The organism is Streptomyces calvus (assembly GCF_006782915.1).
Classification (GTDB): domain Bacteria; phylum Actinomycetota; class Actinomycetes; order Streptomycetales; family Streptomycetaceae; genus Streptomyces; species Streptomyces calvus.
The window spans coordinates 14,375-38,254 of record NZ_VCNP01000040.1; the positions used below are offsets into that span (position 1 = coordinate 14,375).

Genomic DNA, 23,880 nt, shown 5'->3' on the forward strand with positions numbered 1-23,880 from the left:
GCTTCTCCGTCATTCTCCGTCATTGCGGGTCGGGCACCCGACCCGCGCCCGGCCGGCACCCGGTCGGCACCCGGCCGCCTTCGGTGGCAGTTTTCGACACCATCTTCATAAAGTGGTGCAATGCGCACTGGTGAGCCCCTGCCCGCACTGGGGGACGTCCTCGCGGCCCTCGACACCGGTCTGTGGCACTGGGACACCGCGTCCGGGCTGGTCACGGTCGACGCGATGTCGGCACGGCTGCTCGGACTGCCCCCCGAGCAGGCGACGCTCACCGAGGCCCAGATCCGCTCCCGGCTGCACCCCGTCGACTGGAACGAGATCACCGGAGTGGTCCAGCTCGCCGTCGCCGAGGGCACCCTCGCCGAGGTACGGATCCGGATCATGGACGACCGGAACCGGGTCATGAGGGTGGTGCGCAGCCGTCTCAAGCCCTCCTTCGACGACGTGCGCAAGTCCTACGTCCTCACCGGCACCCTCCAGGAGGTCACGGAGCCGACCCCGGGCACGCCGGCGGGCCGCAGCGCGGTCACCGGTGACTGGCGGCGCTCCCGGGAGGCGTTCCTGCTGGACGCGGGCCGGGCGCTGGCCGAGGCACGGTCGACGCAGGAGGTGCTGCGGGTCACCGCCAACCTGTCGATGCCCGGCTTCTCACCGGACGGACTGGCGGTGTTCGGCGTCGAGGGCGACCGGCTCACGATCATCGGCCACCACGGGCACGAGCCCGGCGCCGACAATCCGTTCACCTACATGCCGATCGACACCGACTACCCGGCCGCCGAGGTGGTGCGCACCGGACGCGCGGTGTACCTGTCCTCACCGGAGGAGTACAAGGAGCGCTACCCCCTCACCTGGCCGCTCGCCCAGCGCTTCGGCCGCCGGTCCTGGGCGTTCCTGCCGCTGACCGCCTCGGGCCGCACCATGGGCGCCTGGCTGGCGGCGTTCGCCTACCCGGTCGCGTTCACTCCCGACGAGCGTTCGGTGCTGACCACCGTGGCGCGGATGCTGGCCCAGGCGCTGTCCCGCGCGGGCACCGCCGAGAGCGAGCGGGCGCTGACCGACGGGCTGCAGCGCTCGATGATGCCGAAGCTCGGGCCGCGCATCCCGGGCATGAGCGTCGCCGCCCGCTATGTGCCCACCGGCGGCGGCCTCCAGGTCGGCGGCGACTGGTACGACGTGATCCCGCTGCCGAACGGACGGTTCGCGCTGGTCATCGGAGACGTCCAGGGGCACGACGTGCGGGCCGCCGGGCTGATGGGCCAGCTGCGGATAGCGCTGCGGGCGTACGCCTCGGAGGGCCACCGCCCCGACGCCGTGCTCTCCCGCGCCTCCCGCTTCCTGCACGGCATAGGCGAGGGCGATCCCGCCGAGGCGCGCTTCGCCACCTGCCTGTACGTGGAGGTCGACCCGCCGAGCGGGGTCCTGGAGATAGCCCGCGCCGGGCACCCCGACCCGGTGATCCGGATGGCCGACGCGACCGTGCTGACCCGTCCGACGGCGGGCGGACTGCCCCTGGGCATCGACCCGGACGCCGACTACCCCACCACCCGGCTGCTGCTGGAGCCCGGCGAGACGATGCTGATCTGCACGGACGGGCTGATCGAGACCGGCGGCCACGACCTGGAGACCGGCTGGCAACGGCTGCGCGGCATCCTGGAGGAGCACAAGGGCAATCAGGAGGAACTGGCCGACGCCCTGGTGCAGGCGGTGCACGGCCCCTCCTCGCACCACACCACCGGCCCGCTGGCCGACCGTCGCGAGGACGACATCGCCGTCCTGCTGCTGTGCCGGCAGGGCGAGGGGTGCGGCTGCGGCGCGGACACGGACACGGTCCGGCCGCCGGTGCGCCGCACGATGCTGACGGTGGCGCAGGCCGAGCCCGAGCGCATCGCGTCGGCCCGGCAGCAACTGCGCGAGCTGCTGCACGACTGGTCCTCGGCGGACCAGGTGGACTCCGCGGTGCTGCTGCTGTCGGAGGTGCTCACCAACGTCCTGGTGCACACCGACGCCGACGCCCTGCTGCTCGCCGAGGTGACCGACGGCGGGGACGGCCGCCGGATGCGCATCGAGGTCACCGACTCCGGCGACGACCTGCCGCACGTGCGCAGGCCGGGCGAGCTGGCGTCCTCCGGGCGCGGCCTGCTCATGGTCGAGCTGCTCTCCCACTCCTGGGGCGTCGCCCCGCGCGGTGAGGGCAAGAGCATCTGGTTCGAGCTGTACGAGCAGGAGTCCGAGGCGCACGGGCGGGCGGACGGCCACCACCACTGACGGCGAGCCCCGCCCCGGTCGTGACCGGGACGGGGCTCGCACGCGGACGGACGGCTTCACCGGCGGCCGTCGGGCCGCCGACGGACCGGCGGACTTACTGTCCGTCCTTCGGTCCTTCCGCGGTCATTCCGTGCACGGCCGGGATCGTGCCCAGGCGGCCCTTCTGGAAGTCCTCGAAGGCCTGCTGGAGCTCTTCCCTGGTGTTCATGACGAACGGCCCGTAGTGCGCCATCGGCTCACGGATCGGCCGGCCGCCGAGCAGGACGACCTCCAGGTCCGGCGTGTGCGCGTCCTGCTTCTCGTCCGCGCGGACGGTCAGCGAGGAGCCCGCGCCGAACACGGCGGTCTGGCCCAGGTGGATCGGCCGCCGCTCGGCGCCGACGCTGCCGCGCCCGGCGAGGACGTACGCCAACGCGTTGAAGTCCTCACGCCAGGGCAGCGTGATCTCGGCGCCCGGGGCGAGCGTCGCGTGGATCATCGTGATCGGCGTGTGCGTGATGCCCGGGCCCTCGTGGCCGTCCAGCTCGCCGGCGATGACGCGGAGCAGCGCGCCGCCGTCGGGGGAGGTGAGCAGCTGGACGCTGCCGCTGCGGATGTCCTGGTAGCGCGGGGCCATCATCTTGTCCTTGGCCGGCAGGTTCACCCACAGCTGGAGCCCGTGGAACAGCCCGCCGGAGACGACCAGGTGCTCCGGCGGCGCCTCGATGTGCAGCAGGCCGGCGCCGGCCGTCATCCACTGGGTGTCGCCGTTGGTGATGGTGCCGCCACCGCCGTTGGAGTCCTGGTGGTCGAAGATCCCGTCGATGATGTACGTGACGGTCTCGAAGCCGCGGTGCGGGTGCCAGGGGGTGCCCTTCGGCTCCCCGGGCGCGTACTCCACCTCGCCCATCTGGTCCATCATGATGAACGGGTCGAGATGGCGGTAGTTGATCCCGGCGAACGCCCGGCGCACCGGGAAGCCCTCACCCTCGAAACCGCCCGGAGCGGTCGTGACGGTGAGCACGGGACGTGCCACGGCGTCGGCGGGCGCGGTCACACGGGGCAGCGTCAACGGGTTCTCGACGGTCACTGCAGGCATGTCGGTACCTCCTCGGTTACGCCCACTTTAGTTGAGCGTTGAACTTCCTGCCACCCCGAACCGAGAAAGCCCGGAGGGAATTCCCTCCGGGCCCGAACGACGAGCGGAACCGCCGAACCATGGCGCGGCCACGACCTCACCGCACACGCGACGCCTCGGCGCCTGCGCAGCGAAGGCGCACAGCCCGACAGGCACACAGGCACACAGGCACACAGACACACAGACACACGGCATACAGGCGCACAGGCGCAGCAGGCACAGCAGGCGCACAGGCGCACAGGCGCAGCAGGCGCAGCAGGCGCAGCAGGCGCAGCAGTGACACCTAGCCGTACATGCGGCGCATCGCGAACTCGACCATCTCCTCCACGGCCTTCGCGTCGAACACCATCCGGTGCTCGCCCTCCATGTCCAGGACGAAGCCGTAGCCGGTCGGCAGCAGGTCGATCACCTCGGCGCCGGTGATCACGAAGTACTTGGACTCCTTGCCCGCGTACCGCCGCAGCTCCTTGAGCGAGGTGAACATCGGGATCACCGGCTGCTGGGTGTTGTGCAGGGCGAGGAATCCGGGGTTGTCGCCGCGCGGGCAGTAGACCTTCGACGTGGCGAAGACCTGCTGGAAGTCCTCGGCCGCCATCTGCCCCGTGGTGAACGCGCGCACCGCGTCGGCGAGCGAGGGCGCGGACGGCTCCGGATACAGCGGCGCCTGCTGCCCGTACCCGCCCGGCATCTGCTGCTGCGGCGGGACGTAACCCTGCTGTGCGCCTGCGTTCTGGTCGTAGCCGTACATGCCGCACAGACTACTGACCCCGCGGGAGGGCTGGGTCACAGATGTCCCGATCGGGGTTGCTTCTTATTACCGGCGGGTAGCATCATCGTAGCTACCAGTCGGTACGTGAATCAGTCGCGAGGAGTCAGTGCCTCGCCGATCCCTCTCAAACGGAGCCGTCGCCATGGGGCACTACAAGTCGAATCTCCGCGACATCGAGTTCAACCTCTTCGAAGTACTCGGGCGCGACAAGCTGTACGGCACGGGCCCGTTCGAGGAGATGGACACCGAGACCGCGAAGAGCATCCTCGACGAGCTGACCCGGCTCGCGGAGAACGAGCTCGCCGAGTCCTTCACCGACGCCGACCGCAACCCGCCGGTCTTCGACCCGGAGACCCACACCGCGCCGGTCCCGGCGTCCTTCAAGAAGAGCTACCAGGCCTTCATGGACTCCGAGTACTGGCGCCTGGGCCTGCCCGAGGCCATCGGCGGCACCACCGCGCCGCCGTCGCTGATCTGGGCGTACGCCGAGCTGATCCTGGGCGCCAACCCGGCCGTGTGGATGTACTCCTCCGGCCCGGCCTTCGCCGGGATCCTCTACGACGAGGGCAACGAGACCCAGAAGAAGATCGCGCAGATCGCCGTCGAGAAGCAGTGGGGCTCGACGATGGTCCTCACCGAGCCGGACGCCGGTTCGGACGTGGGCGCCGGCCGCACCAAGGCCGTGCAGCAGGAGGACGGCTCCTGGCACATCGAGGGCGTGAAGCGGTTCATCACCTCCGGTGAGCACGACATGTCGGAGAACATCCTCCACTACGTGCTCGCCCGCCCCGAGGGCGCCGGTCCCGGCACCAAGGGCCTGTCCCTCTTCCTCGTCCCGAAGTACCTCTTCGACGTCGAGACCGGCGAGCTGGGCGAGCGCAACGGCGTCTACGCCACCAACGTCGAGCACAAGATGGGCCTGAAGGCCTCCAACACCTGCGAGATGACCTTCGGCGACCGGCACCCCGCCAAGGGCTGGCTGATCGGCGACAAGCACGACGGCATCCGCCAGATGTTCCGCATCATCGAGTTCGCCCGCATGATGGTCGGCACGAAGGCGATCTCCACGCTGTCCACGGGCTACCTGAACGCGCTGGAGTACGCCAAGGAGCGCGTCCAGGGCCCCGACCTGGCGAACTTCATGGACAAGACCGCGCCCAAGGTCACCATCACCCACCACCCGGACGTGCGCCGCTCGCTCATGACGCAGAAGGCGTACGCGGAGGGCATGCGCGCCCTGGTCCTCCACACCGCCTCCGTCCAGGACGCGATCGCGGTGAAGGAGGCGAACGGCGAGGACGCCTCCGCCGAGCACGCGCTGAACGACCTGCTCCTGCCGATCGTCAAGGGCTACGGCTCCGAGAAGGGCTACGAGCAGCTCGCCCAGTCGCTGCAGACCTTCGGCGGCTCCGGCTTCCTCCAGGAGTACCCGATCGAGCAGTACATCCGGGACTCCAAGATCGACACCCTGTACGAGGGCACGACCGCGATCCAGGGCCAGGACTTCTTCTTCCGGAAGATCGTCCGCAACCAGGGTGCCGCGCTGAACTCGCTGGCCGAGGACATCAAGAAGTTCCTCGCCCTCGACACCGGCGGCGAGGAGCTGGCCGGCGCCCGCGACCACCTGGCGAAGGCGGCCGTCGAGCTGGAGGCGATCGTCGGCCTGATGCTCACCGACCTCGCGGCCACCGAGCAGGACGTCAAGAACATCTACAAGGTGGGCCTGAACACCACCCGCCTGCTGATGGCCTCCGGTGACGTGATCGTCGGCTACCTGCTCCTGCGGGGCGCCGCGGTCGCCGCCGAGAAGCTCCGGACGGCCTCCGCCAAGGACAAGGCGTTCTACACCGGCAAGATCGCCGCGGCGAAGTTCTTCGCGGCCAACGTCCTGCCCGGCGTCACCCTGGCCCGCAAGGTCGCCGAGGGCGTCGAGCTGGACCTGATGGAGCTCGACGAGGCGGCGTTCTAGCCCCTGCTCCGGTCTCCTTCGCGGGCCTGCCCCGACCTGCGGGGACAGACCGTACGAGACCCGGCCGGACCCCGCGAGGGCCCGCTCCCGCACAGGGATGCGGGCCCTCGCGCTCGTTAAGGTGAACCCATGAGCGAACCCTCCCGCCCGTCTCCCGCCGCCACCCCTGCGCGGAGCGCTGCGCGCGCCTCTTTCCGCTTCGACCGCGGCCACACCGACGACCTGATGTCCTTCCTCGCGGCCAGTCCCACGCCGTACCACGCGGTGGCGAACGCGGCCGAGCGGCTGGAGAAGGCGGGCTTCCGGCAGGTCGCGGAGACGGACGCCTGGGACGGGACGGCCGGCGGGAAGTACGTGCTGCGCGGCGGCGCGATCATCGCCTGGTACGTGCCCGAGGGAGCCGCCGCGCACACCCCGTTCCGGATCGTCGGCGCCCACACCGACTCCCCGAACCTGCGGGTGAAGCCGCGGCCCGACAGCGGTGCGCACGGCTGGCGCCAGGTGGCCGTGGAGATCTACGGCGGCCCGCTGCTCAACTCCTGGCTCGACCGCGACCTCGGCCTGGCCGGCCGGCTGACCCTGCGCGACGGCTCCACCCGCCTGGTCGACGTCGACCGGCCGCTCCTGCGGGTCCCGCAGCTCGCCGTCCACCTGGACCGCACGGTCAACTCCGACGGTCTGAAGCTGGACAAGCAGCGGCACATGCAGCCGGTGTGGGGCCTCGGCGACGACATCCGCGACGGCGACCTCATCGCCTTCCTGGAGGAGACCGCCGGCCTGCCCTCCGGCGAGGTCACCGGCTGGGACCTCATGGTGCACTCCGTCGAGCCGCCCGCCTACCTGGGCCGCGACCGCGAGCTGGTGGCCGGCCCGCGCATGGACAACCTGCTGTCCGTGCACGCCGGCACGGCCGCCCTCGCCGCGGTGGCGGGCCGGGGCGCCGACCTCTCCTGCATCCCCGTCCTCGCCGCCTTCGACCACGAGGAGAACGGCTCCCAGTCCGACACCGGCGCGGACGGCCCGCTGCTCGGCGGCGTCCTGGAGCGCTCGGTGTACGCGCGCGGCGGCACGTACGAGGACCGGGCCCGTGCCTTCGCCGGCACCGTCTGCATCTCCTCCGACACCGGTCACGCCGTCCACCCCAACTACGCGGAGCGGCACGACCCGACGCACCACCCGCGCGTCGACGGCGGCCCGCTCCTCAAGGTCAACGTCAACAACCGCTACGCCACGGACGGTTCGGGACGCTCGGTGTTCGCGGCGGCCTGCGACAAGGCGGACGTGCCCTTCCAGTCGTTCGTCTCCAACAACGCGATGCCGTGCGGCACCACCATCGGCCCCATCACGGCGGCCCGGCACGGCATCCGCACCGTCGACATCGGCGTGGCCATCCTGTCCATGCACAGCGCACGCGAACTGTGCGGCGCCAACGACCCGTACCTGCTGGCCAACGCGCTGCTGGCGTTCCTCGACGAGTAGTCAACCCGCCCACGGCGCATGGGAAACGCCCGTCCGGGTACCCGGAGTCGACCGGAACCACCGGACAGGGAGGCGACACCATGGGCCTCGGCGGATGCATCATCCTCATCGCCGTGGGAGCAATCCTCACGTTCGCGACCGACTGGGACATGCAGGGTGTCAACCTTGACCTGGTCGGCGTCATCTTCATGATCGTCGGCTTGATCGGCGTCGCGACCTTCAGCAGCATCGCCCGGCGTCGGCGGGTCGTCGTACCGCCCGCCACGCCGGTCGTCGACGACACGCGCCCGCACCACCACACGCGCGACGGATACAGCGACGGATACGGGGTCTGACAACCCCGGGACCGCCGCCCCGAGCGCCGGTCCTCCATCCCACCGTGACGGCGTCCACGCAGGTCAGGGCTGTCCCGGACAGGCTTCGGCCGTCCCGGACCGTCCCGGACGGGCGTGGGCGTTGCCGCGCCGTGACGCGCACCGGCAGTGTCTGGTCCGCCCCGGCCGATCCGGCCCCGGGCACCACCTGTCACACGACTCGGGAGAGAACGCATGCGTGCACGTCATGCCCTGATGGTCACCGTCGCCGGTGCGGCACTCGTCGCGGGCGGCCTCGCCGCGCCGGCCGCCCAGGCGGCGGCAAGCGGAACGTCGGCGGTCACCTGCGGCAACGCGTACTGGCCGCACACCAACAAGGACAGCGGTTCCGGCAAGGTCACCAAGTCCGGCAGCGCCGCTGTGCACACCGGCCCGTACGGCGCCTGCACCACCGTCGGATACGTCTCGCAGGACACCACCGTCCAGTACGACTGCTACTCCGTGAACGACTACGGCAACCGGTGGACGTGGATCCGGGACGCCAACGGCAGCAGCCTCGGCTGGATCTACGGCGCCTACCTGGACGACGGCGGGGCCACGGCGCGCTGCTGACGGTCCGTCGGCGGTGAGGGGGAGCGGTCCGGCGGGCGGGGTTGCGCCGGACCGGCTCGGCCGTCCGCCGGCCGGGTTCAGTCGTCCGAGGGGCCGATCAGATAGCGCTGGGCCGGTGCGTCGGTGCACGCCCGTACCACGGCCTCGGTCCCCTCGGCCGGTTCCGCGTCGGCGGCGCCCAGGCACCGGCCCGCGTCGACGCGCAGCACGTACTCGTCCGCGTCCGTGTCCGCCCCGTCCCCGTGCACCCGCTCGACGCGGAACCGGGTGCCCGCGGTGCAGTCGTTGCGCGGCTCCAGCAGGTCGCGGGCCGGGGCGGTGGTGAGGACGACCAGACAGCCCGTGCCGTGCTCGGGGTGGTACCAGCTCACCCGGTACGTCCCGTTCCCGGCCGGCACGAGCCGCGTCACCGGCGGTTCGGCGCCGGCGCACGGGCGGTGCACCGCCACCTCGGAGGGGTAGCGGCCGTCCCGGGTGTGGCCGTCGGTCAGGCACAGTCCGGGCGACAGCACCGGCCGGATGCGCACCGGGCCGTCGGCGCCGACGGGTTCGCCCCGCTGCGCCCGGTCGTCGTCGCCGGGGAAGGACAGGGCCAGGACCGCCGCGGTCGCCACGGCCAGGCCGACGGCCGTCATCCCGGTGACCCGGCGCACGCGTCCCGGCCCGGTGAACCAGCGGGCCGCGAGGGCTCCGGCCGTACGGGGGGCGGCCGGAGCCTCCGGGGCGGCGGTGCGCGGGGCGGCCTCCGCCAGCCGGTCCCGGGCCGCGAGCCACCGCTCCACCTGGTCCTCGCCCTCGCAGGCGCGGACGAACGCGGCCACGAGGTCCGGCCGGGGGAGCGCGTGGCGCGCGAGGGCGTTGGCCAGGGTGCTGCGCGCCAGCACGTCCCCGTGCCGCGCCGCCCGCTGCTCCAGCTCCCGGTACGTCAGCCCGGAGCGCTCCTTGGCCCGCCGCATCAGCGCGACGAACTCCGCGGCGTCACCGGCGTCTTCGGGCCGCAGACCCTTCTGGCTTCCCATGTCCGTCAATGTCCCGGCAGCCGGCCGGGAGCGCAATCCATGATCGCGTCATTCCCGTGCGGTACCGGGCCGGGCTCAGCCCGTCGGCCTACCGGCCGCTTCAGCGGGACGCCCGGCGGGGAAGCCCTGGTCCCATGAGATACCTCGTGCGGGACCGGATCCTCGGGATCGGTGACGACTACTGGATCGAGGACGACCGCGGCAACAAGGTCTTCCTCGTCGACGGCAAGGCCATGCGGCTGCGGGACACCTTCGAGCTGAAGGACGCCGGCGGCCGCGTCCTCGTCGACATCCGCCGCAAGATGTTCGCGGTGCGCGACACCATGGTGATCGAGCGGGACGGCGAGCCGCTGGCGACGATCCGCCGCAAGCGGCTGTCCCTGCTGCGCAACCACTACCGGGTGTCCCTGGCGGACGGCAGCACCGAACTGGACGTCAGCGGCCGCATCCTCGACCGCGAGTTCGCCGTGGAGTACGACGGCGAACTGCTCGCCGTGGTCTCCCGGCGGTGGCTGCACGTCCGGGAGACGTACGGCGTCGACGTCGTCCGGGAGGACGCGGACCCGGCGCTGCTGATCGCGGTGGCCGTGTGCGTGATCCACCTGGCGCAGAAGGAACGGGAGGACGGCTAGCCGTTCCGCCCCTGTCCGGCGGACCGGCGGCCGGGGCGGTCCCGGCGGCCGGGACGGGCCCCGGTGATGGGGGCGAGCCCCGGTGGTGAGGGCGAGCCCCGGTGGTGAGGACGGGCCCCGGTGGGTGGCGGGCCCTGGTAGTGGGGTCAGGCCCCGGTGGCGGGGTCAGGCCCCGGTGGTGAAGTGGCCCCGGTAGCGGGGGCTGGCCCCGGTGATGAGGTCAGGCCCCGGCGATGGGGTCGGGACGGTGATGGGGTCGGGACCCGGTGGTGAAGTGGCCCCGGTAGCGGGGGCTGGCCCCGGTGATGAGGTCAGGCCCCAGTGGCGGGGTCAGGTCCCGGTGGTGGGGCGGTCGAGGCCGAGGACGCGGTCCTTGAGGGCCGGGAAGCGGTCCCGGGTGCCGGCCACCGTCGTCGGGTCGAAGTCGACCGTGAGGACCTGCTCGTCGGGGCCCGCCTCCGCCAGGACCTCGCCCCACGGATCGACCACGATCGAGTGACCGGCCTGGGGAACTCCGGCGTGCGTCCCGGCCGTTCCGCACGCGAGGACGAACGCCTGGTTCTCCACCGCCCGCGCCTGCGCCAGCAGCGTCCAGTGGGACCGGCGGCGCTCCGGCCAGCCCGCCGGGATCACGAGGGTCTCGGCGCCGGCGTCGACCAGCCCGCGGAACAGCTCCGGGAAACGGAGGTCGTAGCAGGTCGCCACCCCGAGGACGGTCCCCGGCAGACGCACCGTCACCAGCGTGTCGCCGGCCCCCATCAGCACGGCCTCGCCCTTGTCGAAGCCGAAGCGGTGGATCTTGCGGTAGACGGCGGCCAGTTCACCGGACGGCGAGAAGACGAGGGAGGTGTTGTAGAGGGTGCCGTCCGGGTCGCGCTCCGGGACGGAGCCCGCGTGCAGCCAGACGCCCGCGTCGCGCGCGGCCGCGGCCATCGCGTCGTGGGTCGGCCCCCGGAGCGGTTCCGCCTCGTCGGCGAAGTCCTCGTAGGCGAACGCGCCCGTGGTCCACAGCTCCGGGAGCACCACGAGATCGGCCCCGGCCTGGTCCCGTACCATCCCGGCCACCCGGCTCCGGCGCGATCCGACCGTTTCGTCCTTGTTCACGGCTACTTGGAGCAAAGAGGCGCGCACACTACCACCGTCCTGGCGTTCGGCCCGCCCACACGGGCCTACGATCGTCACACGAAAGCACTGCCGGGGTGCCTCGCAGCAGCGTAACTTAGCTCTCCGAGACGCCCGCCGAGTGCAGCCACCGCCCACTGGCAATGCCGCCACAACCCGCCCGTGTACCGACCGCCGAGGGGTCCCGTTCCGTGAGTCTGCATCCCACCCTCCAGCCCTACGCCGACGCCTGGTCCCACTCCATCGAGGCGATATCCGAGCTGGTGCAGCGGCTCCCGGAAGGCGACTGGAACCTGCGCACCCCGTGCCCGGGCTGGTCGGTCCGCGACGTGGTCTCGCACGTCATCGGCCTGGACTCGGAGATGTACGGCGACCCGCGCCCCATCCACGCGCTGCCGCGCGACCTGTTCCACGTCACCAACGACCACCAGCGGTACATGGAGATGCAGGTCGACGTGCGCCGCCACCACACGGCGCCGGAGATGACCGCCGAGCTGGAACTCATGATCATCCGCCGTAACCGGCAGCTGCGGAACGAGAACCGCGCGCCGGACACCATGGTGCGCGGCCCGCTCGGCTCGGAACTCACGCTGGAGGAGTCGATGCGCCGGCACGCGTTCGACGTGTGGGCGCACGAACAGGACCTGCGCACGGCCCTCGGCCGCCCCGGCAACCTCGACTCCCCCGGCGCGCACGTCGCCTGCGACGTGCTGCTCGCCGAACTGCCGCGCGTGGTGGCCGAGGACGCGCAGGCGCCGCGCAGCTCGGCCGTGGTCATCGACGTGCACGGGCCGGTGGAGTTCCTGCGCACCGTCCGCGTCGACATCCAGGGCCGCGGCACCCTGGAGACGGCCCCGGCACTCGGCCCCGCCGCCACCCTCGCCATGGACTGGGAGACCTACGTCCGCCTGGCCTGCGGCCGGGTGACCCCGGAGGCCGTGGCGGACCGGGTGAAGGCCGAGGGCGACCCGGATCTGACGGCGGCGATCCTGCGGCACTTCGCGGTGACTCCGTAACGGCGGGCGGGGGGGCGGCCCCCCCCCCTGCCGTCCCCGCCGGCCGTCGTGCCGCCGGGCGGCACGGGTGGGCGACCGGAGGGACCGCTCGCGGAGAGCGCTCGGAGCAACCGGAGCGCCGGAGAGAGCGGAGAGCGCTCGGAGCAACCGGAGCGCCGGAGAGCGCAGAGCGTTCGGAGCAACCGGAGAGAGCGGAGAGCGTTCGGAGCGGCCCGGACTGCCGGAGTAAGCGGAGAGCGAGGCAGGCGCCCGCAGTCGCTCGTCACCGTCACCGTCACCGTCCCGTCCGGCCCCGGTGCCGGCCGCGCCGGGCGTGCTACACGGGCACGTGGACCGACGTCACGCGGCTCGCCACCAACCGCTCCCGCTCGGCGCGCGCCGCCCGCCTCCGCAGCCGCAGGATCTGCGTGACCCCCAGCGCCTGCAGCACGAACACCGCCGAGAAGGCGACGGTGTAGTCGTCGCCCGTCGCGTCCAGCAGCACACCGATGGCGAACAGCGTGGTCATGGAGGCGACGAAGCCGCCCATGTTGGTGATCCCGGACGCCGTGCCCTGCCGCTCCGGCGGGTTGGCGGGCCGCGCGAAGTCGAACCCGATCATCGACGCCGGCCCGCAGGCGCCCAGCACCGTGCACAGCACCACCAGCAGCCACATCGGCGCGGTGTCGGCCGGGTAGGCGAGGGTCGCCGCCCACAGCAGTGCCGTCGCGCCCACCGTCCCGAGCGCCAGCGGCAGCCGCGCCCCGTGGTGCCGGGCGACGATCTGGCCGTAGACCAGCCCGACCGCCATGTTGGACAGCACGACGAGGGTGAGCAGTTCACCGGCGACCGCGCGGGACAGGCCCTGCGCCTCGACCAGGAACGGCAGGCCCCACAGCAGCAGGAACACCATCGCCGGGAACTGGGTGGTGAAGTGCACCCACAGCCCGAGCCTGGTCCCCGGCTCCCGCCAGGAGGCGGCGACCTGCCGGCGCACGTAGGCGGCGCCCTGGTGCGGCACGGGTTCCGGTGCGTGGCCCTCGGGGTGGTCCTTCAGGAACAGCACCAGCAGCACGAACACCACCGCGCCGGCGACCGCGCTGCCCGCGAACGCCGCCGTCCAGCCGATGCCGTGCAGCAGCCGCGCGATGACCAGCGTGGAGACGAGGTTGCCCGCCATGCCGACCAGCCCCGCCATCTGCGCGACCAGCGGCCCGCGCCGGGCCGGGAACCACCGGGTGCCCAGCCGCAGCACGCTGATGAACGTCAGCGCGTCCCCGCAGCCCAGCAGCGCCCGCGAGGCCAGCGCCATGCCGTACGACGGGGAGAACGCGAACCCCAGCTGCCCGGCCGTGAACAGCACGGCGCCGATGCCCAGCACCTTCTTGGTGCCGAGCCGGTCCACCAGCAGCCCGACGGGTATCTGCATGCCCGCGTAGACCAGCAGCTGGAGGATGGAGAACGTGGACAGCGCCGAGGCGTTGACGCCGAAGCGGTCGGCCGCGTCCAGCCCGGCCACGCCCAGCGACGTACGGAAGATGACGGCGACGAAGTACACCGAGACGCCGATGCCCCACACGGCCAGCGCGCGCCGCCCGCCGGGAGGATCACCGGGCAGGCCGGCGGACCCTCCGCGCACGTCGCTCATCGCACCTCACCCCGGGCCAGGTGGGAGAACCAGCTGATGTGCCGGTGGACGACGGCGACGGCCGCCTCCGGGTCGCCGGAGCGCAGCGCCTGGAGGATCTCCTCGTGCTCGGCGAGGGTCTTGGCGAGGCGGTCGGGGTGGGAGTGCATCACGGCGACGCCCATGCGCAACTGGCGGTCGCGGAGCTGGTCGTAGAGACGCGAGAGGATCTCGTTGCCGCCGCTGCGGACGATCTCGGCGTGGAAGCACCGGTCGGAGACGGAGGCCCCGGCGAAGTCACCGGCGGCGGCCTGCTCCTTCTGCCGGGCGAGCAGCTCCTCCAGGCGCTCGATGAGTCCGGGCGGCGCGGGGACGACCTTGCGGGCCGTGTGCTCCTCGACGAGCAGCCGGGTCTCCACGACATCGGCGATCTCCTGCGCGGAGACCGGCAGCACCAGGGCGCCCTTCTTCGGATAGAGCTTGATCAGCCCTTCCACCTCGAGACGCAGCAGCGCCTCACGGACCGGGGTGCGCGAGACGCCGACGGCCTCGGCCAGCTCGCCCTCGGTGAGCAGCGTCCCGCCCTCGTAACGGCGGTCCAGGACGCTCTGCTTGACGTGCGCGTAGACGCGGTCGGCGGCAGGGGGTTGCTTCACGGCGGCCAGACTCATGCCGACAGGATAGATACAACACGTACGCGTGGAAGAATTCGTCCACGATGCGGACTGTGCACGCGGACTCCGGCGTGCGGAAACGCCCCGCGTCCCGCGCACAACCATCCGGGTGCGCCGCGAGTCAGAAAGACGCGGCCCCCTTGTCGGCCGCACCTCGGTTCGTCCGCTCTTCCGCACCTCAACTCATCCACACCATCGGGGCTTTCAACACCATCGGGGTACCTCACTTGAACAACGGCATTCAGGGCATCCGCCTCCGCAGAGCCGTCGGCGTCGCCATGACCACCGGCGCCGTGCTCGCGGCCGGAGCCCTCCACGCGGCGCCCGCGCAGGCCGCCACCGCTCCCACGATCGTCGCCAAGGGCGGCTACGTGATGAACAACGGGAACGGAAAGTCGCTTTACACCAAGGCGGCGGACACGCGTCGCTCCACCGGCTCGACGACGAAGATCATGACCGCGAAGGTCGTGCTGGCCCAGAAGAACCTGAACCTGGACGCCAAGGTCACGATCCAGATGGCGTACAGCGACTACATCGTGAAGCACAACGCCTCGTCGGCGCGGCTGATCGTCGGCGACAAGGTGACCGTGCGCCAGCTGCTGTACGGGCTGATGCTGCCCTCCGGCTGCGACGCGGCGTACGCGCTGGCGGACAAGTTCGGCACCGGCAAGACGCGTTCGGCGCGCGTGAAGTCGTTCATCGGCAAGATGAACGCGGAGGCGAAGAAGCTGGGTCTGAAGAACACCAGCTTCGACTCGTTCGACGGCATCGGGAACGGCAAGAACTACTCCACGCCGCGCGATCTGACGAAGATCGCCGGCAGCGCGATGAAGAACTCGACGTTCCGCTCGATCGTGAAGACGAAGAAGTACACGGCGAAGACCGTCACCAAGACGGGCAGCATCCGCACGATGGCGCCGTGGAACAACACGAACACGCTGCTCAGCAGCTACAGCGGCACGATCGGTGTGAAGACCGGCTCGGGTCCGGAGGCCAAGTACTGCCTGGTGTTCGCCGCGACGAGGAACGGCAAGACGGTCATCGGCACGGTCCTCGCCTCGTCCTCCGCCGCCCAGCGCGAGAAGGACGCCAAGAAGCTCCTGTCCTACGGCTTCGGCAGGATCTGAACCGGCGACCCGGCGACCCGGCAATCCGGCGAGCTGGCAATCCGGCGAGCTGGTGACCGGCGCGGACGCGCCACCGGACGTCCGACGGCGGTGGCCCCCACCCACGGGTGGAGGCCACCGCCGTTCCGGTACCAGGACCCGCCGGCCGGCCCGGACGGTCGGGCCCGGACGGGTCGGGCCCAGATGATCAGGCCCAGGTGATCAGCCCAGGTGATCAGCCCAGGTGATCAGCGCAGGTGATCAGCCCAGGTGATCAGGCCCAGGTGATCAGGCGCTTGGGCTGTTCCAGGATCGCGGCCACGTCGGCCAGGACCTTGGAGCCCAGCTCGCCGTCGACCAGGCGGTGGTCGAAGGAGAGCGCCAGCGTGGTGACCTGACGCGGCTTGACCTTGCCCTTGTGGACCCACGGCTGGGGCTTGATCGCACCGACCGCGAGGATCGCGGACTCGCCCGGGTTGAGGATCGGCGTGCCCGTGTCGACGCCGAAGACGCCGACGTTGGTGATCGTCACCGTGCCGCCCTGCATCGCCGCCGGGGAGGTCTTGCCCTCGCGGGCCGTGGACACCAGTTCACCCAGGGACTCGGCCAGTTGCGGCAGCGTCTTGGCGTGGGCGTCCTTGATGTTCGGGACGATCAGGCCGCGCGGAGTGGCCGCCGCGATGCCCAGGTTGACGTAGTGCTTGACCACGATCTCCTGGGCCGCCTCGTCCCAGGAGGCGTTGATGTCGGGATTGCGCCGGATCGCGACCAGCAGAGCCTTGGCGATCAGCAGGAGCGGGTTCACGCGCAGGCCCGCGAACTCCTTGTCCTGCTTCAGCTCCTCGACCAGCTTCATCGTGCGGGTCACGTCGACCGTCACGAACTCCGTGACGTGCGGCGCCGTGAACGCCGAGCCGACCATCGCCGCCGCCGTGGCCTTGCGCACGCCCTTGACCGGGATCCGCGTCTCGCGGGCGGTGTCGGACGGCGCCGGGGCCGCGACGGGCGCGGGGGCGGTCACGGCGGCCGGGGCCGCCGTCTCCGGGGCGGCCTGCGGCGCCGCCGCCACCGCCGCGTGGACGTCCTCGCGGGTGATGATGCCGTCCGGGCCGGTCGGGGTGACCGAGGCCAGGTCGACGCCGAGGTCCTTCGCCAGCTTGCGCACCGGGGGCTTCGCCAGGGGGCGCGGCGCGCCCGCGGCGGGCGCCGCCGGGGCGTGGCCGTTCAGCTCCTGCTGCACGGCCACCGCCGCCTGCTGGGCCGCGGCGTCGGGCGCCGCCGGCTTGCGCGGGCGGCGGCGCGTCGAGGACGTCGCCACGCCGTAGCCGACCAGGACCGGCTGGCGGGCCGCCGGCCCGGCCGCCGGCTCCTCTGGCACCGGCTCCGGCTCGGCGGCCGGTGCGGGTGCCTCCGTCGCCGGAGCCGCGCCGCCGGAGACGTCCACCGCGATGATGGACGTGCCCACGTCGACCGTGGTGCCCTCCGGGAAGTGCAGCGCGCGGACCACGCCGTCGTAGGGGATGGGCAGTTCGACGGCCGCCTTCGCCGTCTCGACCTCGCAGACCACCTGGCCGTCGGTGACCGTGTCACCGGGCTGCACGTACCACTTGAGGATCTCGGCCTCGGTCAGGCCCTCGCCCACGTCCGGCATCTTGAACTCGCGTACGGACGCGTTCGTCATCGTCGTCACGACCCTCTCCTCAGTACGCCAGCGAGCGGTCGACGGCATCGAGCACCCGGTCCAGGTCCGGGAGGTAGGACTCCTCCAGACGGGCCGGCGGGTACGGCGCGTGGTAGCCGCCGACCCGCAGCACGGGGGCCTCCAGGTGGTAGAAGCAGCGCTCCGTGATCCGCGCGGCGATCTCCGCGCCGGAACCGAAGAACACCGGTGCCTCGTGGACGACGACCAGCCGGCGCGTCCTCTCCACCGACGCCTGGATCGAGTCGAAGTCGATCGGGGAGACCGACCGCAGGTCGAGGACCTCCAGGGAGCGGCCCTCCTCGGCCGCCGCGTCGGCGACCTCCCGGCAGAGCTTCACCATCGGGCCGTACGCGGCGAGCGTCAGGTCCGTGCCCTCGCGCACCACGCGCGCGGTGTGCAGCGGGCCGGGGATCGCCTCGGTGTCGACCTCGCCCTTGTCCCAGTAGCGCCGCTTCGGCTCGAAGAAGATCACCGGGTCGTCGCTCTGGACGGCCTGCTGCATCATCCAGTACGCGTCCGACGCGTTGGACGGGCTGACGATCTTCAGGCCCGCGACGTGCGCGAACAGCGACTCCGGGGACTCGGAGTGGTGCTCCACCGCGCCGATGCCGCCGCCGTAGGGGATGCGCACGACGACCGGGAGCTTGACCTTGCCCAGCGAGCGGGCGTGCATCTTCGCCAGCTGCGTGACGATCTGGTCGTACGCCGGGAAGACGAAGCCGTCGAACTGGATCTCCACCACCGGGCGGTAGCCGCGCAGGGCCAGGCCGATCGCCGTGCCGACGATGCCCGACTCGGCGAGCGGGGTGTCGATGACGCGGCTCTCGCCGAAGTCCTTCTGCAGGCCGTCCGTCACCCGGAACACGCCGCCGAGCTTGCCGACGTCCTCACCCATGACGACGACCTTCGGGTCCGCGTCCAGGGCACGCCGCAGCGACTCGTTGATCGCCTTGGCCAGGGCCATGTTCTTGGATGTCACCGTCTCCGCCATGTCACTTACCCCCGTCCTCGTCCGCGAACGACGCCTGGTAGGCGGCGAACTGCGCCCGCTCCTCGTCCACGAGCGCGTGGCCGTCCGCGTACACGTTCTCGAAGATGGCGAAGTGGTCCGGGTCGGGCATGGCACGGACCGCCTCGCGCACTCGTTTGCCCAACGCCTCGCTCTCGGCCTCCAGTTCCGCGAAGAAACCCTCGTCCGCGTGGTTCGAGGCCTCCAGGTAGCGGCGGAGGCGCAGGATCGGGTCCTTGGCCTCCCAGGCCAGCCGCTCCTCGTCGCCGCGGTACCGGGTCGGGTCGTCGGAGGTGGTGTGCGCGCCCATGCGGTACGTGAACGCCTCGACCAGCGTCGGACCCTCACCGGCGCGGGCCCGCTCCAGGGCCCACTTGGTGACGGCCAGGTTCGCCAGCACGTCGTTGCCGTCCACGCGGACGCCCGGGAAGCCGAAGCCCTGCGCGCGCTGGTACAGCGGCACACGGGACTGCTTCTCGGTCGGCTCGGAGATCGCCCACTGGTTGTTCTGGCAGAAGAACACCACCGGGGCGTTGTAGACCGCGGAGAAGGTGAAGGCCTCGGCCACGTCGCCCTGGCTGGAGGCGCCGTCACCGAAGTACGCGATGACCGCGCTGTCCGCGCCGTCCTTGGTGATGCCCATCGCGTAGCCGGTGGCGTGCAGCGTCTGGGAGCCGATGACGATCGTGTAGAGGTGGAAGTTGTTGCCGTTCGGGTCCCAGCCGCCGTTGTTCACGCCGCGGAACATGCCGAGCAGGTTGGTCGGGTCCACCCCGCGGCACCAGGCGACGCCGTGCTCCCGGTAGGTCGGGAAGACGTAGTCGTCGTCCCGCAGGGCCCGGCCGGAACCGATCTGCGCCGCCTCCTGGCCGAGCAGCGAGGCCCACAGGCCCAGCTCGCCCTGGCGCTGCAGGGAGGTGGCCTCGGCGTCGAAGCGTCGGGTGAGCACCATGTCGCGGTACAGGCCGCGCAGCTCCTCGGCGGTGATGCCGTCGACGTAGGGGTCGAACTCGGCGTTCTTGACGCGCTTGCCCTCGGGCGTCAGCAGCTGGACGAGGGCGGGCTCCGTGCTCTTCCCGGTGTTCTTCCGGGCGGCGGTGGCCTTCTTGGTGGTGCTGGTGGTGCGCTTGGTGCCGGTGGTGCCGGCCTTCGTTCCGGCGCTGCGTCGCGGTGTGCGCGCGGCAGTGCTCTCCACGGTCACGTGTGCTCCTCCGTCGGTCCGGCCCCCGGGGTTGCCGGTAGGCCAGTGCGGCTCACCTGTTGCTCGACCACCGGGCACGGGGTGGGTGCCACTCGGCCGGGAACAGGCGTGACAGGTGCCCCGGCGAGCGCCCTGCAATAGGCACGGTACCCAGTGCTGCACATTTCTGTGAAACCCCTCCTGACCTGCGATTTTGCTTGGATTTCCAAGTAAATCGGGGAAGACGGGTCAAGGCGCTGGTCACAGCCTTGCAGGAGGCCGGAGCAACGGCACGTTATCCCGGCCACCCCGGGCACGGGAAGGGCCGAGTTCCGCGACCGGCACGGAAGAACCGGCGCGGAGCAACCGACACGGAGCACGACGCCGGAGGAACCGGCGAGGAGGAACCGGCGCGGAGGAACCGGCGCGGAGCACGACGACGGAACAACCGGCGCCGAGGAAACCGACACGGAGTACGACGACGGAGGAACCGCCGCAAGAGACCGACGCAAAGGACCGACGCAAGGAACCGGCATGGAGCAACCGGCGCGCAGGAACCGAGGCGGAGGACGGGCGGTGGGTCAGCCGCCCACGTTGCCGACGGTGGTCCCGGTGCCGCCGGCGTCCGTACCGCCCGCGTCCGTGCCACCGGCGTCCGTGCCGCCCGCGTCGGTACCGCCGGCGTCCGTGCCGCCCGCGTCCGTGCCGCCGGCGTCCGTGCCGCCCGCGTCGGTGCCGGGGTCGGTGCCGCCGGTGTTCGTGCCGCCCGTGCCGGTGGGCTGCGAGGCGGTCGGCGGGGCGCTCGGCTCCTCCGACTCCGGCTGGGACGGCGTCTCGGACGGCGTGTACGTCTGGTCCCAGTCGCCGCCGGTGCTCGTGCCCGGTTCCGTGCCGGTGCCGGTGCCCGGGTCGGTCGTCTCCTCGGTCGCCTCGTCGCTCGGCGTCTCGCTGGAGGTCTCGTCCTCGGTGGACTGCGAGGTGGTCGGCGAGGTGGTCGGCTCGTCGCCGCCCCCGCCTCCGCCGCCGTTGTTCAGCGCCAGCGCGACACCCGCCGCGATGGCGATCACGGCGAGCACCGCGAGGACCCACAGCTTGCCGCGCCCGCTGCCCTTGTTGCCGTGGCCCTCGAAGCCACCGTCGTCCCGGCCGCCGTACCCGGAGGGCAGTATCGGCTGCGGGATGGCCGCCGTGCTGGAGGCGTCCGGGTGCGGCATCGCGGTCGTGCCCGCGAAGCCCGCCGCGGGAGTGTGCCGGCCCTCGTGCATGTGGACCGGGCCGGTGTTCCAGGTGCCGGTGTGGCCGCCCTGGTCGTACAGCATCTGCAGCGCGTACTGGACCAGGCCGCGCATCTCCTCGGCGGTCTGGAAACGGTCGTCGGGCTCCTTGGCGAGGGAGCGCATGACCAGGCCGTCCAGCTCCGGCGGGCAGCCGTCCGAGGCCTCCGACGGAGGCGTGGGGATGTCCTGGACGTGCTGGTAGACCACCGACAGCGGCGTCTCACCGGTGAACGGGGGCCGCAGCGCCAGCAGCTCGTACATCAGGCAGCCGGTGGCGTACAGGTCGGAGCGGTGGTCGACGGCCTTGCCGAGCGCCTGCTCCGGGGAGAGGTACTGGGGCGTGCCCATGACCATGCCGGTCTGCGTCATCGTCGTGGACGCGCCGTGCAGCGCGCGGGCGATGCCGAAGTCCATCACCTTCACGGCGCCGTTGTGGGTGATGATCACGTTGGCGGGCTTGATGTCGCGGTGCACGATGCCGTGCTGGTGCGAGTAGGCGAGCGCCTCCAGGACACCGGAGACGATGATCAGCGCCTGCTCGGGGCCCGGCGCCTCGGCGTTCATCAACAGGTCGCGGATGGTGCGGCCCTCGACCAGCTCCATCACGATGTACGGCACGGACTGGCCGCCGACGACGTCCTCGCCGGAGTCGTACACGGCGACGATCGCGTGGTGGTTGAGACCGGCCACCGACTGCGCCTCGCGCGTGAAGCGCGCCTTGGAGACGGGGTCCTCGGCGAGGTCGGAGCGGAGCAGCTTGACGGCGACGGTGCGCCCGAGCCGCACGTCCTCGGCGGCGAACACCTCGGCCATGCCGCCCCGGCCGAGCCGGTGGGTCAGCCGGTACCGGCCGTCGCCGACAAGCCCGCCGTTGCCCCAGTTGTCCGGCGCGTCCGAGTTGCCGCCGCCAGTCGCCTCGGGGTCGGACGGGCCCTGAGCGCGCTGCTGCTGTGCCATCAGTCCTCGCCGTCGTTTCTGCCCGCGGTGCGCGCGGTGTTGTTACGGTCTCCGTCGGCCACGCTACAGCCTTCGCGGGGGCCTCCGGTCCGGGACGGCCTGCCCCGACCGGCACGCGACGGACCGGTCATGAAACCCTCACCCCGTACTGTCGTGCAAATTCCGTGTACCGGTCGTACGACCCCTGTAACGCTTCCGCGACGCTTCTTTCGCGTACGGTCACGGAACGGGCACCGCGCTTGACGTGTCAGTGCCCTGGGGCAGACTTGGCCGGGAATAGCACATTGGATCTACGACGAAGCGGTCGACGGGACAGTCACGGACGGCGGCGCCGGAGAGGCTACGGGGGACGGGGAACATGAGCCAGGACGGCGCACAGGGCCAGTACGCGGGGCGGGCGCTCGCCGGCGGACGGTACCAACTGCGTGACCTGCTCGGCCAGGGCGGCATGGCGTCGGTGCACCTCGCCTACGACAGCGTGCTCGACCGCCAGGTCGCGATCAAGACATTGCACACGGAACTCGGCCGGGAACAGGCCTTCCGTGAGCGCTTCCGCCGCGAGGCCCAGTCCGTGGCGAAGCTCACGCACACCAACATCGTCTCCGTCTTCGACACGGGCGAGGACGACGTGGACGGCATGACGACGCCGTACATCGTCATGGAGTACGTCGAGGGCCGCCCGCTGGGCTCCGTGCTCGACGAGGACGTGCGGCAGCAGGGCGCGATGCCCGCCGACAAGGCGCTGAAGATCACCGCGGACGTGCTGGCGGCGCTGGAGATCAGCCACGAGATGGGGCTGGTCCACCGCGACATCAAGCCGGGCAACGTGATGATGACCAAGCGCGGCGTGGTCAAGGTGATGGACTTCGGCATCGCCCGCGCCATGCAGTCCGGTGTGACGTCGATGACGCAGACCGGCATGGTCGTCGGCACCCCGCAGTACCTCTCGCCCGAGCAGGCCCTCGGCCGCGGCGTCGACGCGCGCTCCGACCTGTACTCGGTCGGCATCATGCTCTTCCAACTGGTCACCGGGCGGCTGCCGTTCGACGCGGACTCGCCACTGGCGATCGCCTACGCGCACGTGCAGGAGGAGCCGCCGACCGCGTCCTCCATCAACCGCGCGCTGCCGCCGGCCGTGGACGCGCTGATCACCCGCGCCCTGAAGAAGAACCCCAACGAGCGTTTCCCCAGCGCCGAGGCCATGCGCGGCGAGTGCCTGCGGGTGGCGCAGTCCTTCCAGCCGGCGCCGCCGAGCATCGTCCCCGGCTCGCAGGCGCAGAGCGGCGCCGGCGTCGGCTCCGCGGTGTTCCCGCCGGTCGACCAGACGAACCCGACGCCCGCGGGCAACGTGCACACGCCCTACCAGCCGACGCCGGCCCCGAACCCGTACGGGACCCCGGCGCCGTCCCCGGCGTACGGCTACCCGCAGCAGGGCGGCTACCAGACGGCCGGCCCGGCGGCGTACTCCCCGCAGGGTCCGGCGACACCGCCGCCGTACAACATCACGCCCCAGCAGTCGGCGTCCGGCGGTTCGGGCGGCGGCCGGAACAAGCCGGTGATCATCGGTTCGGTCGTGGTGTCCCTGCTCGCCGTCGGCGGGCTGGTCACGGCGCTGATGATGAACGGCGGCGAAAAGGAGCCGCAGGGCGGCGGGGGCGGCGCCACGGCGACGGCGTCGCCGACCAAGGCGGCGGGCTACCGCGGTCCCGACACCTCCAAGAAGATCGACGCGGAGGAGTGCGAGGAGCCGCAGGAGTCGTACAACGACCCCGAGAAGATCCGGCTGCCCAACTTCAAGTTCAAGTACATCGGCTCGGTGAAGGAGTGCCTGCAGGCCGCCGGCTGGGGCGACTTCAAGATCATCAAGGTGGACGAGAACACCTACGGCGAGGGCTCCGTGCGCGACCAGTTCCCGCCGGCCGGCACGGACGTCGACCCCGAGAACATGCCGGAGATCACCCTCAAGGTCTCGACGGGCAACCCGCCGTCCTGACCCTCCGGCCGCGACCGAGCGGACGACGAAGGGCCCGGCAGCATCTGCCGGGCCCTTCGCGC

The 23,880-nt window shown here is 71.7% G+C and carries 19 protein-coding genes; 9 read left to right on the forward strand and 10 right to left on the reverse strand.

Features of this window, described 5'->3' with window-relative positions:
• Window positions 1–120 precede the first annotated feature (120 nt).
• Window positions 121–2,265 carry a SpoIIE family protein phosphatase gene (locus FGW31_RS16765; RefSeq protein ID WP_142194244.1) on the forward strand — a complete coding sequence of 715 codons (2,145 nt, stop codon included), beginning with the start codon at window positions 121–123 and terminating at the stop codon, window positions 2,263–2,265.
• Between the two features lie 94 nt (window positions 2,266–2,359).
• Here FGW31_RS16765 and FGW31_RS16770 read toward each other — a convergent pair whose 3' ends face one another.
• Together FGW31_RS16770 and FGW31_RS16775 are read right to left on the reverse strand one after the other, a co-directional pair.
• Window positions 2,360–3,343 (reverse strand): pirin family protein, encoded by a 984-nt coding sequence (locus FGW31_RS16770; protein WP_142194245.1) that lies wholly within the window; start codon window positions 3,341–3,343, stop codon window positions 2,360–2,362.
• Window positions 3,344–3,665: 322 nt separating this feature from the next.
• Complete coding sequence (locus FGW31_RS16775) at window positions 3,666–4,130, reverse strand: SseB family protein (RefSeq protein ID WP_142194246.1); 465 nt, start codon at window positions 4,128–4,130, stop codon at window positions 3,666–3,668.
• A 163-nt stretch (window positions 4,131–4,293) separates the two neighbouring features.
• On the opposite strand from FGW31_RS16775, the gene FGW31_RS16780 reads away from it, so the two are divergent.
• From FGW31_RS16780 to FGW31_RS16795, 4 genes are all read left to right on the forward strand, one after another.
• Entirely contained in the window at window positions 4,294–6,120 is a 1,827-nt protein-coding gene (locus FGW31_RS16780) for an acyl-CoA dehydrogenase (protein ID WP_142194247.1), read from the forward strand.
• Window positions 6,121–6,249: 129 nt separating this feature from the next.
• Window positions 6,250–7,599 carry a M18 family aminopeptidase gene (locus FGW31_RS16785; RefSeq protein WP_259396452.1) on the forward strand — a complete coding sequence of 450 codons (1,350 nt, stop codon included), beginning with the start codon at window positions 6,250–6,252 and terminating at the stop codon, window positions 7,597–7,599.
• An 80-nt stretch (window positions 7,600–7,679) separates the two neighbouring features.
• Window positions 7,680–7,934: a DUF6458 family protein gene (locus FGW31_RS16790; protein ID WP_142194248.1), complete on the forward strand. Its 255-nt coding sequence runs from the start codon at window positions 7,680–7,682 to the stop codon at window positions 7,932–7,934.
• A gap of 213 nt (window positions 7,935–8,147) precedes the next feature.
• Window positions 8,148–8,525, forward strand: coding sequence for an SH3 domain-containing protein (locus FGW31_RS16795; RefSeq protein WP_142194249.1), 378 nt, complete (start codon window positions 8,148–8,150; stop codon window positions 8,523–8,525).
• 77 nt (window positions 8,526–8,602) lie between these two features.
• Here the strand turns inward: FGW31_RS16795 and FGW31_RS16800 are convergent, their stop codons facing one another.
• Window positions 8,603–9,544, reverse strand: a complete 942-nt coding sequence (locus FGW31_RS16800; RefSeq protein WP_142194250.1) for an RICIN domain-containing protein — start codon at window positions 9,542–9,544, stop codon at window positions 8,603–8,605.
• Between the two features lie 134 nt (window positions 9,545–9,678).
• Here FGW31_RS16800 and FGW31_RS16805 point away from each other — a divergent pair, with 134 nt between their 5' ends.
• Window positions 9,679–10,176, forward strand: coding sequence for an LURP-one-related/scramblase family protein (locus FGW31_RS16805; protein ID WP_142194251.1), 498 nt, complete (start codon window positions 9,679–9,681; stop codon window positions 10,174–10,176).
• Between the two features lie 330 nt (window positions 10,177–10,506).
• On the opposite strand, the gene FGW31_RS16810 is transcribed toward FGW31_RS16805, so the two are convergent.
• The gene (locus FGW31_RS16810; protein WP_142194252.1) at window positions 10,507–11,307 is read right to left on the reverse strand and encodes a carbon-nitrogen family hydrolase; all 801 of its coding nucleotides are present in this window, start codon (window positions 11,305–11,307) and stop codon (window positions 10,507–10,509) included.
• A 182-nt stretch (window positions 11,308–11,489) separates the two neighbouring features.
• Here FGW31_RS16810 and FGW31_RS16815 point away from each other — a divergent pair, with 182 nt between their 5' ends.
• On the forward strand, window positions 11,490–12,314 hold the full coding sequence (locus FGW31_RS16815) for a maleylpyruvate isomerase family mycothiol-dependent enzyme (protein ID WP_142194253.1): 825 nt from the start codon (window positions 11,490–11,492) through the stop codon (window positions 12,312–12,314).
• Window positions 12,315–12,630: 316 nt separating this feature from the next.
• Here FGW31_RS16815 and FGW31_RS16820 read toward each other — a convergent pair whose 3' ends face one another.
• Window positions 12,631–13,941 carry an MFS transporter gene (locus FGW31_RS16820; protein WP_142194254.1) on the reverse strand — a complete coding sequence of 437 codons (1,311 nt, stop codon included), beginning with the start codon at window positions 13,939–13,941 and terminating at the stop codon, window positions 12,631–12,633.
• Complete coding sequence (locus FGW31_RS16825; protein WP_142194255.1) at window positions 13,938–14,591, reverse strand: GntR family transcriptional regulator; 654 nt, start codon at window positions 14,589–14,591, stop codon at window positions 13,938–13,940. The genes FGW31_RS16820 and FGW31_RS16825 overlap by 4 nt, the downstream gene beginning before the upstream one ends.
• Window positions 14,592–14,821: 230 nt before the next feature.
• Here FGW31_RS16825 and FGW31_RS16830 point away from each other — a divergent pair, with 230 nt between their 5' ends.
• Window positions 14,822–15,721 (forward strand): D-alanyl-D-alanine carboxypeptidase family protein, encoded by a 900-nt coding sequence (locus FGW31_RS16830; protein WP_142194256.1) that lies wholly within the window; start codon window positions 14,822–14,824, stop codon window positions 15,719–15,721.
• Between the two features lie 253 nt (window positions 15,722–15,974).
• On the opposite strand, the gene FGW31_RS35960 is transcribed toward FGW31_RS16830, so the two are convergent.
• The 4 genes from FGW31_RS35960 to FGW31_RS16850 form a co-directional block, all read right to left on the reverse strand.
• Window positions 15,975–17,390 (reverse strand): dihydrolipoamide acetyltransferase family protein, encoded by a 1,416-nt coding sequence (locus tag FGW31_RS35960; protein ID WP_142194257.1) that lies wholly within the window; start codon window positions 17,388–17,390, stop codon window positions 15,975–15,977.
• A 10-nt stretch (window positions 17,391–17,400) separates the two neighbouring features.
• Window positions 17,401–18,393 carry an alpha-ketoacid dehydrogenase subunit beta gene (locus tag FGW31_RS16840; RefSeq protein ID WP_142194258.1) on the reverse strand — a complete coding sequence of 331 codons (993 nt, stop codon included), beginning with the start codon at window positions 18,391–18,393 and terminating at the stop codon, window positions 17,401–17,403.
• Window position 18,394: 1 nt separating this feature from the next.
• Window positions 18,395–19,612, reverse strand: a complete 1,218-nt coding sequence (gene pdhA, locus FGW31_RS16845; RefSeq protein WP_142194259.1) for a pyruvate dehydrogenase (acetyl-transferring) E1 component subunit alpha — start codon at window positions 19,610–19,612, stop codon at window positions 18,395–18,397.
• Window positions 19,613–20,172: 560 nt separating this feature from the next.
• Window positions 20,173–21,825 (reverse strand): protein kinase domain-containing protein, encoded by a 1,653-nt coding sequence (locus FGW31_RS16850; RefSeq protein WP_142194260.1) that lies wholly within the window; start codon window positions 21,823–21,825, stop codon window positions 20,173–20,175.
• A 358-nt stretch (window positions 21,826–22,183) separates the two neighbouring features.
• Here FGW31_RS16850 and FGW31_RS16855 point away from each other — a divergent pair, with 358 nt between their 5' ends.
• Entirely contained in the window at window positions 22,184–23,818 is a 1,635-nt protein-coding gene (locus FGW31_RS16855) for a protein kinase domain-containing protein (protein WP_142194261.1), read from the forward strand.
• Window positions 23,819–23,880: the final 62 nt, after the last annotated feature.

Coding starts and splice junctions, on each gene's coding strand:
- FGW31_RS16765 (WP_142194244.1), top strand. CDS start 121: ATGCGCACTGGTGAGCCCCTGCCCGCACTGGGGGACGTCCTCGCGGCC.
- FGW31_RS16770 (WP_142194245.1), bottom strand. CDS start 3,343: ATGCCTGCAGTGACCGTCGAGAACCCGTTGACGCTGCCCCGTGTGACC.
- FGW31_RS16775 (WP_142194246.1), bottom strand. CDS start 4,130: ATGTACGGCTACGACCAGAACGCAGGCGCACAGCAGGGTTACGTCCCG.
- FGW31_RS16780 (WP_142194247.1), top strand. CDS start 4,294: ATGGGGCACTACAAGTCGAATCTCCGCGACATCGAGTTCAACCTCTTC.
- FGW31_RS16785 (WP_259396452.1), top strand. CDS start 6,250: ATGAGCGAACCCTCCCGCCCGTCTCCCGCCGCCACCCCTGCGCGGAGC.
- FGW31_RS16790 (WP_142194248.1), top strand. CDS start 7,680: ATGGGCCTCGGCGGATGCATCATCCTCATCGCCGTGGGAGCAATCCTC.
- FGW31_RS16795 (WP_142194249.1), top strand. CDS start 8,148: ATGCGTGCACGTCATGCCCTGATGGTCACCGTCGCCGGTGCGGCACTC.
- FGW31_RS16800 (WP_142194250.1), bottom strand. CDS start 9,544: ATGGGAAGCCAGAAGGGTCTGCGGCCCGAAGACGCCGGTGACGCCGCG.
- FGW31_RS16805 (WP_142194251.1), top strand. CDS start 9,679: ATGAGATACCTCGTGCGGGACCGGATCCTCGGGATCGGTGACGACTAC.
- FGW31_RS16820 (WP_142194254.1), bottom strand. CDS start 13,941: ATGAGCGACGTGCGCGGAGGGTCCGCCGGCCTGCCCGGTGATCCTCCC.
- FGW31_RS16825 (WP_142194255.1), bottom strand. CDS start 14,591: ATGAGTCTGGCCGCCGTGAAGCAACCCCCTGCCGCCGACCGCGTCTAC.
- FGW31_RS16840 (WP_142194258.1), bottom strand. CDS start 18,393: ATGGCGGAGACGGTGACATCCAAGAACATGGCCCTGGCCAAGGCGATC.
- FGW31_RS16850 (WP_142194260.1), bottom strand. CDS start 21,825: ATGGCACAGCAGCAGCGCGCTCAGGGCCCGTCCGACCCCGAGGCGACT.
- FGW31_RS16855 (WP_142194261.1), top strand. CDS start 22,184: ATGAGCCAGGACGGCGCACAGGGCCAGTACGCGGGGCGGGCGCTCGCC.